Genomic DNA, 13,678 nt, shown 5'->3' with positions numbered 1-13,678 from the left:
GATCGGGATAGACGGCGTGATCATTACCAAGATGGACGGCACTGCAAAAGGCGGCGGCGCCCTCTCTGCCGTTGCCGAGACAAAGAGCGGTATTGTCTTTATTGGGGCGGGAGAGACCATCGAAGACCTCGAACGCTTCGATGCGAACGGTTTTATCTCCAGGCTCCTCGGGATGGGCGATCTCCAGGCACTCTATGAGAAGGTCCAGGAGGCCCAGATGGCTGAGGAGGTGGACATGGAAGCGATGATGAAGGGCCACTTCACCCTCCGCGACATGTACAAGCAGCTCGAAGCCCTCAACAAGATGGGCCCCTTAAAGCAGATCATGAGCATGCTCCCGATGGGGAACATGCAGCTTCCCGAGGGAGTTTACGATGTCACGAGTACCAAGATGGTGCGGTACCGGATCCTCATGGACTCGATGACGCCAAAGGAACTTGACGATCCCGGCCTCATCAACAGTTCCCGGATGCAGCGGATCGCCCGGGGCGCCGGCGGCACCCCAGAGGAAGTGCGGGAACTTTTAAAATATTACAAGATGATGCACAAGACCCTCAAGGGGCTGCGGGGTGCAGGTGGCGGCGGGAAATTCAACATGCAGCGCCTGATGAAACGCTTCTCCGGAATGCAGTGAAATGACCTCGTTTGCGATTGTCGGGCATCTTGCCCGCACGGACGGGGAGTTTTCCTTAAACGATCTCCCGGGGGCAGGGCGCATGGATGTGCTCTGCCGGTGTGTGACCGCATCGCTGTTCCTCTCGCACGACCTGCGCCGGGACGTGGACTGCTCCCTTGTCCTCCTCGGCGGGCCAAAGGGGCCAAAGACCGTGCAGTTCCAGGGAAGCGGGATACGGTCGCTCTCTCCTGTTGAACGGAGTGCTGGGGCACTTATCAAAAAGGCGCTCTCCATTCCCTGCGGGAGTGAATTTCGCGAAGCATCCCCCGGGGTGTACGTGAGAAACGGCGGCCTTGAGCGCCTGTTCACGGAGCACACGTTTGCGGTGCTTGACGAGAAAGGCACCGATATCCGAACGGTTCCGGCCGTCCCGGATGCATTCCTGCTCTCGGATCACCAGAATTTTACAGACTCCGAGGAGGCGCTCGTGAAGGACGCTCTGCGTTATTCGGTCGGGCCGGTCTGCCTGCATGCCGATCACACGATTACGGTCATCTCAAATGAGATTGACCGGAGGAAAAACGGATGGAAATAAACGAACAGGTCGAAAAGATTCTCACCTACGGGGACTGCTGCGATCACTGCCTCGGGCGGTTCTTTGGCAAGCGCTCGCATGGTCTTTCTGATGATGAACGGGGCCGTGGGCTCAGGATTGCACGGGCACTGGCCTTAAACCAGCCGTACGAGCGGTTCTCGGGCACCTGCTGGATCTGCGGCAACTTCTTTGATGCGGTGCCCGAATGGGCGCAAAAAGTGGTTGCCGCGATGGAGGGGTTTGAGTACTCGACGTTCCTTGTCGGCTGCCGGGTCCCGCCGCTGGTTGCAGAGAACGAGGAGATGGTCTGGAGCGATCTCTCCCTTGGCGAACCGGAACCGTTCAAGTCCGAGGTGAACCGGGAGGTGGGAAAAGCAGTATCGGCGCTCACGGGAAAGACTGTGGACTTCAAACGACCCGATATCACCGCCCTGCTTGACCCGGCGACTGGCATGGTCGATATCCAGATAAGCTCGATCCTGTTCTATGGCAGGTACCAGAAGTTCGAGCGCGGTATCCCACAGACCCACTGGAACTGCCGGGCCTGCAAAGGGGCCGGCTGCGAAAAGTGCAACTATACCGGCAAGCAGTACCTGGACTCGGTGGAAGAGCTGATCGGCAGGCCGGTCATTGAGGCCTTCGATGCGGAGGATGCTGTGCTGCACGGGGCCGGCAGGGAAGATATCGACGCCCGTTGCGTAGGGACCGGCAGGCCGTTTATCCTTGAAGTCATCGCCCCCAGAAAGCGCACCATGGATCTTGCCGCCCTTGAATCGGAGATCAACCGGACTGCAGAAGGACGGGTTTCGGTTGCCCTTTCGCACTGGAGCGACCGGGCGGATGTGGAAACTCTTAAATCAAGTAAAGCGCATAAAAAATACAGGATCCTGGTTGAGGTTGAAGGGCAGGTATCTGCGGGAGAACTCGCAAATGCCCTGAAAACCTTAAAGGGCGTCACAATACAGCAGCGCACGCCCATGCGGGTCGCTCACCGGAGAGCTGATAAGGTCCGGGAGCGTAAAGTCCTGGATGTTGAGTATGTAGGGGAGCAGGACGGAAAGTTCGTCCTTGAAGTCCTGGGCGAAGCCGGCCTCTACATCAAGGAACTCATATCCGGCGATCAGGGTAGGACCATCCCGAGTCTTGCCGAGATCCTGCAACGATCGGCGCACGTCACCAGTCTTGATGTCGTGCAAGTAGAAGGACCAAAGGAGGGAGATTAAACAATGGCACACCACAATGGACCCAGAAAGAAAACACGGTATAAATTCAAGAAAGATTTACGACAGCGCGGTCTGCCGCCGGTCACCTCCGTTATCCAGAAGTTTGAGGTCGGCGACAAGGTTCACATCGTAGTGAACTCAAGCATCCAGAAGGGAATGCCGCACCGCCGTTTCCACGGGCTTACGGGCACCGTGATTGGCAGACGCGGTCGCGCATGGATGCTCACCATTCATGACGGCAATGCGGAAAAGACGGTCATTGCACGACCGCAACATCTAAAAGCACAAAAGTAAACTCATTTGTCAGGTGATTGGCATGAAAGTGAAGGGTATTCTTAGCGAAGAAAAGGTTACGCTCCCTGAACTCCGCGCGGTTCTTTTGGGCGTGGAATCAGAGAGGATCGCTGCCGAGAGGGAGATGTCCTATGAGTTCAGGCGGTGTATGGAACATGCCAATCAGCTTGCGAAGACAACTCCCGAGAAATCCAAGGAACTCGTGGACAAGCTTCTCAAGCTCGAGAAGATGAAGCCGGAGATCGCCTACCGTATCGCAAATATCATGCCGAAAAGCCGTGATGAAGTGCGGGCGATCTTTGCGAAAGAGCGGTACACGCTCGATCCCGCTGAGATAGATTCTATTATCGACCTTGTCATGGCACACTTCTAGAGGTGTTCACTCATGAAGGCCGAGAAAAAAGAGGTCAACGCGATCGTACTGGATGTGCTCATGAAAGGGCACGCTGACGATCCGCGGCCCCAGTTTAAGCGTGAACCTGTTGTGCAGGCAATGGGGCTTGAGCAGTTCAAGTTACTGGAACTGATCCCCAAACCCGGTATCGTCATCAACCTCCACGATAAGGTCTATATCGGCGATTCCGAGAGGGACAAGATCGAACGCGTGAAGCGCCGGATCAGCTACGACGATTTGACTCCCACGGCAAAAGGCGAACTGCCGTTCATGATCGAGCAGGTCGTCAAAGAGCGGGAAGTTGATTTTGTCACGTTTTTTAACAAGGCGATCTCGATCACGCCCAAACTCCACATGCTCCACCTTCTGCCTGGTATCGGGAAGAAACTGATGTGGGAAGTCCTCGAGTCCAGGAACAAAAAGCCCTTTGAGAGTTTTGTGGATATTTCGACCCGGATCAAGTCGATCCCCCACCCGGAGAAGATGATCCAGGCGCGGATCCTCGAAGAGCTGCAGGACAAGGACGTCAAGTACCATCTATTTACCACGAAATGAAAGCCCGTCACGACCAGCATTTTCTTATCGATAAAAACGCGATAAACCGGATCGCGGACCTTGAGGACGTGAAGGGAAAGACGGTCCTTGAGGTTGGGCCGGGAAACGGGGCGCTGACCCGGGCCCTGCTTGACCGGGGCGCCATTGTCCATGCGGTGGAACTGGACGGGCAGCTCTGTGAAGTGCTTGCCGAAATTTTTTCTGAAGAGATCCAGAAGGGAACGCTCTCGATAACGCACGGGGATGCGACCCGGTGCGAGCTCCCCCCGTTTAAGATGGTGGTCTCTAACCTCCCGTACTCAGTTTCATCGAAGATTACCTTCCGGCTTCTCGATATCGGCTTTTCGGTGGCGGTGCTGATGTTCCAGCAGGAGTTTGCCGAGCGTATGGTCGCCCCGGCAGGCACGAAGGACTGTGGCCGGCTTTCAATCATGATCCAGACCTATGCGACCGTCCAGCGGTGTTTCACGCTCCCGCCTACCTGTTTCTCGCCAAAACCTCAGGTTCATTCGATGGTCGTGAAGATTGTCCCCCGCCCGCCGATCTTCGGGGTCAACGACAAGAAACGGTATGCAAATGTGGTGCTGGCACTCTTCACTCACCGGCGAAAGACGGTGCGGAACGGTCTTCGGGGCTCTTCAGGCATCCTTGACCACGCATGGGCGGAACGGGTGATTGACGCACTTCCCGGCGAAATCCTCCAGAGTCGGCCGGAAGAACTGTACCTTGAAGATTTTGCAACGATAGCAAATTTCGAGTAAGATTCTCCTCCTTATCTTATCCCGATGTAAATTGTTGCAAATGGGCTCCATTTTGAGACGTTTTTCTCTTTGGGACTTTAGGTATGGATGATGAGATCTGTCTCCCCCGGCAGGAAGCCCTGCGGCGGGTTCAGGTCTATGGTTCGCAGAACCTCATGATTTATTCAGGATTTTTTCTTACACTCCCGAAATTTCAGGCAAAAACCCGAAACCGATATTTTTCCCCCGCTATTTCCCCTATTGGGTGTAACCGTTCAGGCAAAACGCTATCTTTCTCCGTATAAACTACCGGTAGGTTTATGCTATCCCGGAAAATGTAGAGTCTAGATCACTGCGGAACGTTACGCAGGCCGCATCCCAAATGGGGGTAGAATCCGTTAATAAAATGCGTGAATACGCCGTGAGAGAATCGAGACCGGCACGTGTCCGAACCGGCTCATTAAGCATACATCAGAAGGTTTACCGGTAGAACCGGGAACAGCAGAGTACCGGAATTCAGGGAACCCAAACCCAGAGTTTTTATCAGATCTCATTGTTTTCCCGAACTACCGGTTGACTCTATGCCGGCGTTCAGGGATCCGATGGGGTATTGGTAAGTATTTTCCGTGTCATGGTAATGATCCACCGGCGGTTCAGGTACAGGTGGAGGAAGACGAGGAGACCGAGGATAATACCAGACCAGTCATGGAGATCTGAGATGAATGCGGAGGGAAGGACCACGTTACTGAGCCCGGTTACCTGCAGCAGTACCGTGTATTTCAAAAGGCCGGTGATGAAGCAAACAAAAAAGGAGATGCCCAGTGCAAGATCGACCAGCCATTTGAGGATTATGTTGTCCATTTGATCTTCGTTTCTACCTGCTCGATGATATTGTTTTGTGTACGTGGCAAGGGAGATGTCGGAAGTGCGGGCGATCCCTTTTCAACCCCCCCGCCCTATTTTTGTGTCATGCCTTACGATCCTGCGCAGGTGTACCAGCCCGAGGCTGACACGTTCCTGCTTCTTGCCGCAGCACAGGCCGAAGTAAAACCCGGGGACCGGGTGCTGGAGCTCGGCACCGGTTCAGGGAGCATCGCTGCGGCACTGGTGCAGGACTGCGATATTGTGGCGACCGATATCAACCCCCACGCGGTCTTTTGTGCACGAGGGAAAGGACTGGATGTGGTGCAGAGTGATCTCTGTTCAGGCATCAGGGGCACCTTTGATCTGGTTATCTTCAATCCGCCGTATCTCCCGACACAGCCGGATGAACGCATCGACGACTGGCTGGAATATGCGCTGGATGGCGGCGCCACCGGGCGGGCGGTGATTGAGCGGTTTGCCATCTCTGTCGGTGATGTACTCGCCCCGGGGGGCAGGATACTCCTTTTGATCTCCTCGCTCACCGGGCTTTCCGCAGTCAGGGAGATCTTTGTCGGTCACAATTTTTCTGCAGACGTGATACGGCGGCAGACCGTTGAGGACGAGGAGCTCTTCGTGCTCCGGATCACCGGAACCAGAACCTAACTTCTCAGCCAGAGGATGAGCACGACAACGTTTGTTGCAGGAATAAGACCGATCATCGCGAGCCCCGGCCAAAACCAACTGCTGTTTAAGAGCAGAAACGCTGCCCAGAGCAGTCCTGTACAGGAGAGCAGGAAGAAAAAGACAAACTGGCGCAGACTTTTCATGAATCCGTCTACTGTACGCCGGGCTAGGTAGTAGCCTTTTTGTTGTGCAGTCATCACCGCCGGGTGCGGATCCCGGATATTTTTCGTGTTTCGGGTTCCAGGAAAGTGACGGGGGAATCAACATATTTAAGGAAAAACCGGCAATATCTGGAGCAGTTTTTCACTCATTTGTTTCCCGATTTACCGATACATCTGCAGGTAACCCCATGGACACACCAACCACCGACGCTATCAGGCACCGCCTGCACCAGTACGACACGGCCGTGCAGGAGACCCGCGATCACGCCGCTGAACGAAGTAGTTTCGGGAGGTACCGGGCCGGCGCGCCGTATTTCGAACAGTATCCCCTGCATGAAGTCCTGGCCCCGTTCAGGGGCAACGCCGCGCTCATGGGATCCCTGGCGGAGTACGACCGCATCACCCGGGATCTGGAATCTCTCGAACATCAGGGAGGCCGGACCTTCCGCGAAGAACTCTTCCTTGACCTGTCCGCGTACGTGGAAGCGTACCGGACACTGCTCTGCTACCACGAATTGGGCATGTGCGGTGTTAAGGGAAGCGCAGATCTCTCCATCAGGGATGAGATCGCGATCCTCCTGCTGGAACTGCGCCGTGATTTCCCTCTTGCTGATATTGAACGGGAGGTGGCCCTGCTTGACGATGCGCTCCGCACCATCCGGGAGGCCGGCTATTCGGTGCCGCCGGTGGAGAATCATCCTGATGGAGCGGCCGGCGCATCAGATCCCCTCTGGCAGCAGTATTTCCCAGCCCGGCGCCCGAAAGAACAGATCGGGTTCCGGTAATTTTGGGGCATCAGAATATCACACGATCAGCCTGCGTCTCATCAGGTTGATCGAGATTACGCAGAATATTACGGTAGCGGCAAGTATCCACGCGATATGCAGCGGCAGTAATGCGCTTACCGAGGGGAGCGTCGCCATCCGCATGAGCGCCACAAGGTGTGTAAGTGGGAATACTGCAAGGGCCACATACTGGAAGATCGCGGGAAGGACCGAAAGGGGAAAGAAGGTACCCGAGAAGAGCATCATGGGTGTAATGAGCAGGAACGAAGGGTAGTTGAGCGTGTCGATGCTCGGCGTGATCGCGGTAAAGCACATCGCGAGGCCTGCAAACATGAGCCCGCCAAGGAACGCGAGCGGGATGGCAAAAAGGGAGAAGGGAAGCGAGATGACCCCGAATGCAACGAGTACTGGCAGCATGACGGCAACCGAGATGACACTCCGGGTCGCGCCCCAGAGAATTTCTCCTGCGATGACGTCCTCAATTGAGAGCGGCGTCGCGATGATCGCGTCAAAACTCTTCTGGTAGTACATCCGCACGTAGGAACCGTACGTGCACTCGAAGAATGCGGAGTTCATCACCGAGATCGCAAGGATGGCCGGTGCGATATAGGTGATATACGGCACGCCGTCGATTACACCCACGTATGTCCCGATCCCGAGACCGATGGCGGAGAGGTAGAGGAAAGCTTCGATAAACGGCGGAAAGAAGTTCACCTTCCAGGTCTTTAAAAAGACCTCGAGGTTGCGCTGCCAGACCTTTCCTGCGCGACGGGTGATACGGGGAAACGACCAGATGGACGGCATGTTACTCCCGGAGCGTCCTCCCGGTCAGTTTCAGGAACACGTCTTCGAGCGTCGCCGGCCGGGTGCTCACCCTGCTTTTTTTGCACCGGTCGAGCAGGGTCTTTGCGAGCTCCCGGGACGCGTCCGTTGCCACCTGAACCTGGTCGCCAAGGATTTCACAGGGCACGCCAAGATCTTCAAGGCAGGCGACCACTTCGGGCGTGTTGTCCATCTCGATGATTTCGCTTCCCACCTGTTCCCGGACAAGATCTGCAGGTGTTCCTTCGACAAGGAACGTACCGTGGTCCATGATCACAAGTCGGTCACAGAGCCGGGCCGCCTCATCGAGATAATGGGTGGTAAGAACGATAGTGTTGCCCTGCGCCCTGAGAAGCCGGAGGCGTTCCCATATAAGGTGGCGTGCCTGCGGGTCGAGGCCGATGGTCGGCTCGTCCAGGATGAGCAGTCCGGGGTTGTTGATGAGCGCCCGGGCAAGGATGAGCCGGCGTTTCATGCCTCCCGAGAGTTTTTCGATGGATGAGTCGCGCTTCTCGGTGAGCGCCACAAACGCAAGCAGGTTCCCGGCCCTTTTCTCTGCTTCAGCTGGGGGGATATCGAAGTACCGGGCATAGGTGAGCAGGTTTCCCACGCACGTGAAGTCCGGATCGAGGTTCGTCTCCTGCGGGACGACACCTATCTGCTGTTTGATTTCAGCCGGTTTCTTGTCGGGATCCATGCCGAACACGAGGAGTGTACCCGAGGTGCGGGGCGAGATGCACTCGATCATCCGCATGGTGGTGGTCTTTCCTGCGCCGTTTGGACCTAGGAAGCCGAAGATCTCGCCTTTGTTTACCCTGAACCTGATATGGCTGACGGCAACCGTATCGTTGTAGGTCTTGGTCAGGTTTTCGGCTTCGATGATGGCGGGCATCAGATCTCCCCTGTATCCATCAGTGGACGGCGCATCCATAAAATCCTCGTGATGGTACAAAAAGCGGCAGTGGGTGTAAAGGGTGCATATAAAAAAATCAGACCGGGGATGCCGTCACTTCGCTTTTTACAAGGACAATGCCGGCGATAAGAACCGCGAGCAGGGCCACAGCGGCAAACATCATGTATACATCGTTGGTGGTCGATACGTTGAAGATCAGGATGTGCCTGACCATACCCGTGAGGCCGGCGATAAGGAGCGCCCGCACCTCGACGTGCTTGGTCCTGAAATAGACCGTGACCGTCTCAAAGAGCACGATGATGGTGATCGTGAGGAGCAGGGAGTTGATCACCAGCGTGATACCATCTGCAACGTCGTGGTCGAGGATCATATTAAAGATCATCTTCACAGCATCGAAGACTGAGAAGACCGCGATGATCGTGAGCAGTGCAGCGACGATCATGTAGAGTGCCATCGGGACGAGCGCGAAGAACTTGATGATGTATTCGAGACCGGGCTGGTTTACCGGTGTATTTGCAGCGGGGGGATTTTCTGGCATGACACACACTCTTACAGGTACCAGTAAGTAGACGATGCGGGATAAAAAATTGTGGGCCGGTGCAGATGGCCGGGTGTTACGCCTTTTTCCGGATCCGGGCAAGGGCGCGGGATGCCGCATCCCTAACGCCTTCGAAGGTGTCGTTTTTTGCGTTCATGAGCGGTCCTGCTGCCCGCTGGTCGCCAAGACTGCCCAGTACCTCCGCCGCCCCGGTACGGATCCGGTCATCGCGGTCGTTCAGGCAGCCGGCGAGCGGGATGACCGCCCGCCGGTCCTTCAGTTTCCCGAGCGCAGAGATTGCACCGGCCCTGACGTCAGGATCGGGATCGGCAAGCATGGTGATGAGGCCCGGTACCGCCCGGTAGTCATCCAGCCGCCCGAGCGCCTGAGCTGCTTCCCGGCGGACGGCCGGGTGAGTATCGGTCAGTGCCTGCACGAGCGGTGCCATTGCTGCAGGGTCGCCGGAGGTGCCAAGCCGGGCAGCTGCATCGCGTCTGGTCTTTACCGCAGGTGAGCCCAAAGCCAGGAGCAGGGGGGTAATATCGGTCATGACAGGATCGATTACAGTGGCGGGATCAGCGATCGCATTCAGCGCCGGATTCGTAGGCTGCGATCACTTTATTTGCCATCTCCGGAGAGATCCGGTCATGGATGAGTTTCACGAGCGCTTCCGCGTCCTCGACCTCCACACACCCAAGCCCTTCATCCCCAGTGAGGATCTTTTCAGTTATGTATGCCAGTTCATCATCGGAAAGTCTGCTGATCCTTCCTGTAAAATCCTCGGCACTTTCTGCAAAATGGTTGGAGACCGGGGGCAGGATCGCGTGGAACTGGTGTCCCGATCCGCCACAGGTGAGATCCCCGCATTCAGGTGCGAGTTTTTTTAGGATTGCAATATCCTTTTCGCTGAGTTCGCGTGCCATAAAAATCGTAACTTCCTAGATAAAAGTATTTCCCGGTGTACCGGTTCCCGCTAAAAATGGAGAGTGAAGATCAAAAATATTTATTGATCCAGTTTTTGATCCCTGCAATAATGCCATTCCCACTGCCGGAGCTGGATGAAGATTTCCGTATGGGAGACCGGCTTGGCTGGGGCTGGGGCCGGCTGGCCTGAATGGGTGGCGGGTGGGAGACAGTCCTCCGCTGGGCCGGTTCCTCCCGTTCGGGAACGTCCCGGATCATACTGTGCGATTCAGCAGCCTCGGGTTCAAATCCCCACGAGAAGCCGACCTTATATGCATTCTCGTTCTGCCGGATCCAGTTTGCCGCTGCCATATACCCCCGGTCTTCCGCCCGGCGCACGGTATCCTGGGTGTCCAGCGTGAAATGGATCTCACGCTCAAGAGCGACCAGCTCTTCATACACGTTACCTGGAACCTTAATCTTCTCCCTGCTCATAGTAAATCATATAGGGATATGAAGGGATACGATATTTAATCTTTCCTCATAAAAAATCGCAGATACGCGTTAAATCCACAAACCGGGTTGAAAAAAGACCTTTAAACGCCCGGAAAAGATCCCTTCAAGAAAGTTGATACATTTCCCGGTGAAATGGTTGGTATTCCATGTATCCCTGTTTATGGGATGCATGCAGGGAGAACTCATGGCAACTGTCGTTTTTGTAGATGATGATTTCCGGCGGATGCCCCGGTCGGATATGGTAAAACTCCAGAGAATTATTGCATCTGGTAAATATGGCGTACATAAAATCTCGTATAATGAAAAGCAGATCAACGTGGAAATAAAAAAAATGGGTGACAAGATCCAGGTTAAGATTATCCGCATGGTTTAACCCCCTGTAAAAAAACAGGCACGGTATCATCACAATCCTGTCATCGCAATCATTATAGTACCCTAAATGTACAGTCTGAATTACATATTGGCCAGAGGAGAGGGAGAACCTGACGGGAAGGAAGGTACAGTATTTTACCGAGAAAGAAGATGAGTTAACCCGTATCCTGATCGGGATAGGGGTTCCCCGTACCGTATCAAAAGTATTGGTATTTCTGGGGAATACACCCGAAGCTACCTCCCGTGATATCGAGAGGGGAGCCGATCTCCGCCAGCCGGAAGTCAGCATTGCGATGCAGTACCTCAGAGAGCAGGGCTGGATCACAAGCAGGCTTGAACGGTCAGATTCGATCGGCCGGCCACAGAACGTCGTCAGACTGTCACAGCCCATTGCTGGAATTATCGAACAAATCAGGACTGAAAAGGAAGATACGATCCGGAGAAAAATGGCCCTTGCGCATAAACTCCGGGATTACCTCACATAAGTGTGGACAGACCTCTCGTGGTACCCTCTTTTTCCGGGCTGCCTTCCGTCAGACCTGATCTACAGGCTGGATTCCCGCTCCGCAGAAAAGAGCAGGGCTTTTACCAGAAAATAGGCAAGTACGGCGGCAATAAACAGAAGGGCTATTGCAAGCAGGATACGATCCTGCGGAGGAATTACAAGGGACAGGTATGCATGGTTGGGGAGCATCGGTCATTCATCTGCCGTACTGTTCACTGTGTGGTCTTTTTACTGTCTCTGTCCTTAAAAAAGTGTTGATTGCATCCGTGACTTTTGTTTCCGATCAGGTTTTACTTCCTGCTGCACCAGGTAGTGCCGGCCTACAACCGGCATGGTACGGGAAACTATGAGAGAGCCGGGGGAAATCATTGATGCCGGATAAGGACTATAATATCAGGCATCCGAGTACAAAAACCGAAAAATCCGTAAAAACGGGATGGTGGCAATCATGAGTGCATCGATTATTTCACCTGAAATCTTCACCTTTGTTATTGTACCTCTCCTGATCTTTTGTGCGCGTATCTGCGATATGAGTCTGGACACGATCCGGGTTATCTTCATGTCGAAGGGGATAAAGTATCTCCCATCGTTCATCGGTTTTTTTGAAGTGATTATCTGGCTCGTCGCTATCGGTCAGGTCATGAACAACCTGACAAACGCTGTCTGTTACATCGCCTATGGGGCCGGTTTTGCGACCGGGACCTTTGTCGGGATGGCAATCGAGGAAAAACTCTCGCTTGGCCTTACCAGCGTACGGATCATCACCAAGGAAGATCCCACGGCCCTGATGCAGTACCTCCGGGCCCATGACTACGGCGTCACGAGCATCGATGGCGAAGGGGGTACCGGCCCGGTGAAGATGGTCTTTACGATCATCAAGCGAAAGGACCTCGCCCATGTGGTCGGTATCATCAAGGAATACCACCCGAAAGCGTTCTATTCTGTCGAGGAAGTGAAATCGGTCGCCGAAGGCGTGTTCCCGGCGCGGAGATCAAAGGGGATCTTCGGGTGGATCAGCTCGCTGCGGTACCGGCAGGTCGGGAAATAACCGGCAGATCTGACGGTCTTACGGTGAGGATCCGATAAAGAGATAGTATCCCCTGTTTTTTGCTGCACCTGTTTTCGGGTTACTATCGTATGTGCTGGAGGGCTCCTGTCATGTGCAGGTTGCTACGGAGTCCTATTGGGGTGTACATCGGATAATCTCAAGTCATGGCATAACAGACTCCCTCATGGACAGGATGCCGCGATGAAGACAAAAAACGGCTGGGTGGAGATCGACCGGGTGCGCTATGACCATGACGTGATTATCCACACCGACGGGAGCGTGACAAAGCGGCAGAAAAAGCCCTCAAAAAAGTTCAAGGTGACCTATGGGCATACGCCTCTTTCCGGGGCCGAGCTCGGTTTTCTTACCGGGGAACGCCCGGAAATTGTCTACGTCGGGACGGGTCAGTATGGCGATCTTCCCCTTACGCCTGATGCCCGGGATCTGGTGGGAGAGTATGATGCAGTGATCCGGCCGACACCGGAAATTCTCGATATGATCGCGGAAGAGAGCCGGCCTTTTGTCGCGGTTCTGCACGTCAACTGCTGATACCTGCGGGAAACCGCGGATGCTTGTACCGTCTTTTGAGCCACCAACATTTATCGCGTCCCCTTTTTAACGGGCAGTCGTGAAGAGCCGGTGCGGCTGTGATCGTGCAGATTCGATAATAAAAAAGATTTTTTCCGGGAAAGCACTAGGCATTACTTTACCGGATACTTTTTCCCCGCCGAGAAAGCCTTCTCAACCTGCTTACCCACACCGAAATAAGCAGCCTGGGCGTAGACGATCGGTTTGATCTTTGCGATATCCGGTTTCCCGTCGGTCAGGCAGGAAGCATCGGCATGGATCTCCACGACCTCTCCGATATATAGCAGGTGGCTCCCGCAGTCAACGGATTTGAACAGCCTGCACTCGATGTTGACCGGACACTCCTCCGCAAGGGGGGCGGTCTTCAGTTTGCCATAGGTCGAGCGGAAGACTTTTGACTTGTCCGTCTGCGTACCGGAGACAAGGCCGCAGTGATCGGTCTCAACAACCTGCTGAACCGACGGCACATTCAGGGAAAAGGTCTTGTTCTCTTCGATGCCCTTTACGGTATACCGCATCTTGTTGAGCGCTACGCAGACCATCGGGGGCGCCATGCAGGCGA

The 13,678-nt window shown here is 54.7% G+C and carries 22 protein-coding genes and 1 pseudogene; 13 read left to right on the top strand and 10 right to left on the bottom strand.

The genetic code is table 11. The annotated features are described in order from the left end of the window. The 7 genes and pseudogenes from WCE46_RS09305 to rsmA form a co-directional block, all read left to right on the top strand. A pseudogene (locus tag WCE46_RS09305) lies at nt 1-634 on the top strand (signal recognition particle protein Srp19); the annotation flags it as partial. A 1-nt stretch (nt 635) separates the two neighbouring features. Further along, nucleotides 636-1,211: a tRNA (pseudouridine(54)-N(1))-methyltransferase TrmY gene (gene trmY, locus WCE46_RS09300; protein ID WP_424733424.1), complete on the top strand. Its 576-nt coding sequence runs from the start codon at nt 636-638 to the stop codon at nt 1,209-1,211. Continuing rightward, nucleotides 1,202-2,434: a tRNA pseudouridine(54/55) synthase Pus10 gene (locus WCE46_RS09295; protein ID WP_424733423.1), complete on the top strand. Its 1,233-nt coding sequence runs from the start codon at nt 1,202-1,204 to the stop codon at nt 2,432-2,434. The genes trmY and WCE46_RS09295 overlap by 10 nt, the downstream gene beginning before the upstream one ends. Nucleotides 2,435-2,437: 3 nt before the next feature. Beyond that, a complete protein-coding gene (locus tag WCE46_RS09290; protein WP_424733422.1) occupies nt 2,438-2,728 on the top strand; it encodes a 50S ribosomal protein L21e in 291 nt (96 codons plus the stop codon). A gap of 22 nt (nt 2,729-2,750) precedes the next feature. After that, nucleotides 2,751-3,101 (top strand): RNA polymerase Rpb4 family protein, encoded by a 351-nt coding sequence (locus tag WCE46_RS09285; protein ID WP_424733421.1) that lies wholly within the window; start codon nt 2,751-2,753, stop codon nt 3,099-3,101. 12 nt (nt 3,102-3,113) lie between these two features. Further along, nucleotides 3,114-3,677, top strand: a complete 564-nt coding sequence (locus WCE46_RS09280; protein WP_424733420.1) for a DUF655 domain-containing protein — start codon at nt 3,114-3,116, stop codon at nt 3,675-3,677. Next, nucleotides 3,674-4,438, top strand: coding sequence for a 16S rRNA (adenine(1518)-N(6)/adenine(1519)-N(6))-dimethyltransferase RsmA (rsmA, locus tag WCE46_RS09275; RefSeq protein WP_424733419.1), 765 nt, complete (start codon nt 3,674-3,676; stop codon nt 4,436-4,438). The genes WCE46_RS09280 and rsmA overlap by 4 nt, the downstream gene beginning before the upstream one ends. Nucleotides 4,439-5,008: 570 nt before the next feature. On the opposite strand, the gene WCE46_RS09270 is transcribed toward rsmA, so the two are convergent. Beyond that, a complete protein-coding gene (locus tag WCE46_RS09270) occupies nt 5,009-5,278 on the bottom strand; it encodes a DUF4405 domain-containing protein (protein WP_424733418.1) in 270 nt (89 codons plus the stop codon). Nucleotides 5,279-5,386: 108 nt separating this feature from the next. Here WCE46_RS09270 and WCE46_RS09265 point away from each other — a divergent pair, with 108 nt between their 5' ends. Then, entirely contained in the window at nt 5,387-5,944 is a 558-nt protein-coding gene (locus WCE46_RS09265; RefSeq protein ID WP_424733417.1) for a HemK2/MTQ2 family protein methyltransferase, read from the top strand. On the opposite strand, the gene WCE46_RS09260 is transcribed toward WCE46_RS09265, so the two are convergent. Next, nucleotides 5,941-6,162 (bottom strand): hypothetical protein, encoded by a 222-nt coding sequence (locus WCE46_RS09260; RefSeq protein WP_424733416.1) that lies wholly within the window; start codon nt 6,160-6,162, stop codon nt 5,941-5,943. The genes WCE46_RS09265 and WCE46_RS09260 overlap by 4 nt on opposite strands. Before the next feature lie 152 nt (nt 6,163-6,314). Between WCE46_RS09260 and WCE46_RS09255 the strand changes: the two genes are divergently transcribed. Continuing rightward, nucleotides 6,315-6,911, top strand: coding sequence for a hypothetical protein (locus tag WCE46_RS09255; RefSeq protein WP_424733415.1), 597 nt, complete (start codon nt 6,315-6,317; stop codon nt 6,909-6,911). Nucleotides 6,912-6,929: 18 nt separating this feature from the next. On the opposite strand, the gene WCE46_RS09250 is transcribed toward WCE46_RS09255, so the two are convergent. From WCE46_RS09250 to WCE46_RS09225, 6 genes are all read right to left on the bottom strand, one after another. After that, nucleotides 6,930-7,715 carry an ABC transporter permease gene (locus WCE46_RS09250; RefSeq protein WP_424733414.1) on the bottom strand — a complete coding sequence of 262 codons (786 nt, stop codon included), beginning with the start codon at nt 7,713-7,715 and terminating at the stop codon, nt 6,930-6,932. Nucleotide 7,716: 1 nt separating this feature from the next. Beyond that, on the bottom strand, nt 7,717-8,625 hold the full coding sequence (locus tag WCE46_RS09245) for an ATP-binding cassette domain-containing protein (RefSeq protein ID WP_424733413.1): 909 nt from the start codon (nt 8,623-8,625) through the stop codon (nt 7,717-7,719). Between the two features lie 97 nt (nt 8,626-8,722). After that, a complete protein-coding gene (locus WCE46_RS09240) occupies nt 8,723-9,184 on the bottom strand; it encodes a phosphate-starvation-inducible PsiE family protein (RefSeq protein WP_424733412.1) in 462 nt (153 codons plus the stop codon). 76 nt (nt 9,185-9,260) lie between these two features. Further along, a complete protein-coding gene (locus WCE46_RS09235; RefSeq protein WP_424733411.1) occupies nt 9,261-9,734 on the bottom strand; it encodes a HEAT repeat domain-containing protein in 474 nt (157 codons plus the stop codon). Nucleotides 9,735-9,759: 25 nt separating this feature from the next. Further along, the gene (locus tag WCE46_RS09230; protein ID WP_424733410.1) at nt 9,760-10,107 is read right to left on the bottom strand and encodes a hypothetical protein; all 348 of its coding nucleotides are present in this window, start codon (nt 10,105-10,107) and stop codon (nt 9,760-9,762) included. Nucleotides 10,108-10,177: 70 nt separating this feature from the next. Continuing rightward, nucleotides 10,178-10,582, bottom strand: a complete 405-nt coding sequence (locus tag WCE46_RS09225; protein ID WP_424733409.1) for a hypothetical protein — start codon at nt 10,580-10,582, stop codon at nt 10,178-10,180. A gap of 205 nt (nt 10,583-10,787) precedes the next feature. On the opposite strand from WCE46_RS09225, the gene WCE46_RS09220 reads away from it, so the two are divergent. Next, on the top strand, nt 10,788-10,976 hold the full coding sequence (locus WCE46_RS09220) for a hypothetical protein (RefSeq protein WP_424733408.1): 189 nt from the start codon (nt 10,788-10,790) through the stop codon (nt 10,974-10,976). 79 nt (nt 10,977-11,055) lie between these two features. Further along, nucleotides 11,056-11,460, top strand: coding sequence for a MarR family transcriptional regulator (locus WCE46_RS09215; protein ID WP_424733425.1), 405 nt, complete (start codon nt 11,056-11,058; stop codon nt 11,458-11,460). A gap of 59 nt (nt 11,461-11,519) precedes the next feature. Here WCE46_RS09215 and WCE46_RS09210 read toward each other — a convergent pair whose 3' ends face one another. Next, complete coding sequence (locus WCE46_RS09210; protein WP_424733407.1) at nt 11,520-11,669, bottom strand: hypothetical protein; 150 nt, start codon at nt 11,667-11,669, stop codon at nt 11,520-11,522. A 259-nt stretch (nt 11,670-11,928) separates the two neighbouring features. On the opposite strand from WCE46_RS09210, the gene WCE46_RS09205 reads away from it, so the two are divergent. Together WCE46_RS09205 and WCE46_RS09200 are read left to right on the top strand one after the other, a co-directional pair. Continuing rightward, entirely contained in the window at nt 11,929-12,528 is a 600-nt protein-coding gene (locus WCE46_RS09205; protein WP_424733406.1) for a DUF2179 domain-containing protein, read from the top strand. A 201-nt stretch (nt 12,529-12,729) separates the two neighbouring features. Further along, entirely contained in the window at nt 12,730-13,077 is a 348-nt protein-coding gene (locus tag WCE46_RS09200; RefSeq protein WP_424733405.1) for a hypothetical protein, read from the top strand. Nucleotides 13,078-13,229: 152 nt separating this feature from the next. Here the strand turns inward: WCE46_RS09200 and WCE46_RS09195 are convergent. After that, the coding region (locus WCE46_RS09195) for a flavin reductase family protein (RefSeq protein WP_424733404.1) at nt 13,230-13,678 on the bottom strand (449 nt) is incomplete at its 5' end.

This window comes from Methanoregula sp. (genome assembly GCF_049690535.1).
GTDB lineage: Archaea > Halobacteriota > Methanomicrobia > Methanomicrobiales > Methanospirillaceae > Methanoregula.
The sequence above is the reverse complement of the archived record's forward strand: the minus strand, read 5'-3'. Positions and strand labels throughout refer to the sequence as shown.

Bases quoted from the DNA above. Each gene is read 5' to 3' on its own strand.
- trmY (WP_424733424.1), top strand. From the start codon at position 636: ATGACCTCGTTTGCGATTGTCGGGCATCTTGCCCGCACGGACGGGGAG.
- WCE46_RS09295 (WP_424733423.1), top strand. From the start codon at position 1,202: ATGGAAATAAACGAACAGGTCGAAAAGATTCTCACCTACGGGGACTGC.
- WCE46_RS09290 (WP_424733422.1), top strand. From the start codon at position 2,438: ATGGCACACCACAATGGACCCAGAAAGAAAACACGGTATAAATTCAAG.
- WCE46_RS09285 (WP_424733421.1), top strand. From the start codon at position 2,751: ATGAAAGTGAAGGGTATTCTTAGCGAAGAAAAGGTTACGCTCCCTGAA.
- WCE46_RS09280 (WP_424733420.1), top strand. From the start codon at position 3,114: ATGAAGGCCGAGAAAAAAGAGGTCAACGCGATCGTACTGGATGTGCTC.
- rsmA (WP_424733419.1), top strand. From the start codon at position 3,674: ATGAAAGCCCGTCACGACCAGCATTTTCTTATCGATAAAAACGCGATA.
- WCE46_RS09270 (WP_424733418.1), bottom strand. From the start codon at position 5,278: ATGGACAACATAATCCTCAAATGGCTGGTCGATCTTGCACTGGGCATC.
- WCE46_RS09265 (WP_424733417.1), top strand. From the start codon at position 5,387: ATGCCTTACGATCCTGCGCAGGTGTACCAGCCCGAGGCTGACACGTTC.
- WCE46_RS09260 (WP_424733416.1), bottom strand. From the start codon at position 6,162: ATGACTGCACAACAAAAAGGCTACTACCTAGCCCGGCGTACAGTAGAC.
- WCE46_RS09255 (WP_424733415.1), top strand. From the start codon at position 6,315: ATGGACACACCAACCACCGACGCTATCAGGCACCGCCTGCACCAGTAC.
- WCE46_RS09250 (WP_424733414.1), bottom strand. From the start codon at position 7,715: ATGCCGTCCATCTGGTCGTTTCCCCGTATCACCCGTCGCGCAGGAAAG.
- WCE46_RS09245 (WP_424733413.1), bottom strand. From the start codon at position 8,625: ATGCCCGCCATCATCGAAGCCGAAAACCTGACCAAGACCTACAACGAT.
- WCE46_RS09240 (WP_424733412.1), bottom strand. From the start codon at position 9,184: ATGCCAGAAAATCCCCCCGCTGCAAATACACCGGTAAACCAGCCCGGT.
- WCE46_RS09235 (WP_424733411.1), bottom strand. From the start codon at position 9,734: ATGACCGATATTACCCCCCTGCTCCTGGCTTTGGGCTCACCTGCGGTA.
- WCE46_RS09230 (WP_424733410.1), bottom strand. From the start codon at position 10,107: ATGGCACGCGAACTCAGCGAAAAGGATATTGCAATCCTAAAAAAACTC.
- WCE46_RS09225 (WP_424733409.1), bottom strand. From the start codon at position 10,582: ATGAGCAGGGAGAAGATTAAGGTTCCAGGTAACGTGTATGAAGAGCTG.
- WCE46_RS09220 (WP_424733408.1), top strand. From the start codon at position 10,788: ATGGCAACTGTCGTTTTTGTAGATGATGATTTCCGGCGGATGCCCCGG.
- WCE46_RS09210 (WP_424733407.1), bottom strand. From the start codon at position 11,669: ATGCTCCCCAACCATGCATACCTGTCCCTTGTAATTCCTCCGCAGGAT.
- WCE46_RS09205 (WP_424733406.1), top strand. From the start codon at position 11,929: ATGAGTGCATCGATTATTTCACCTGAAATCTTCACCTTTGTTATTGTA.
- WCE46_RS09200 (WP_424733405.1), top strand. From the start codon at position 12,730: ATGAAGACAAAAAACGGCTGGGTGGAGATCGACCGGGTGCGCTATGAC.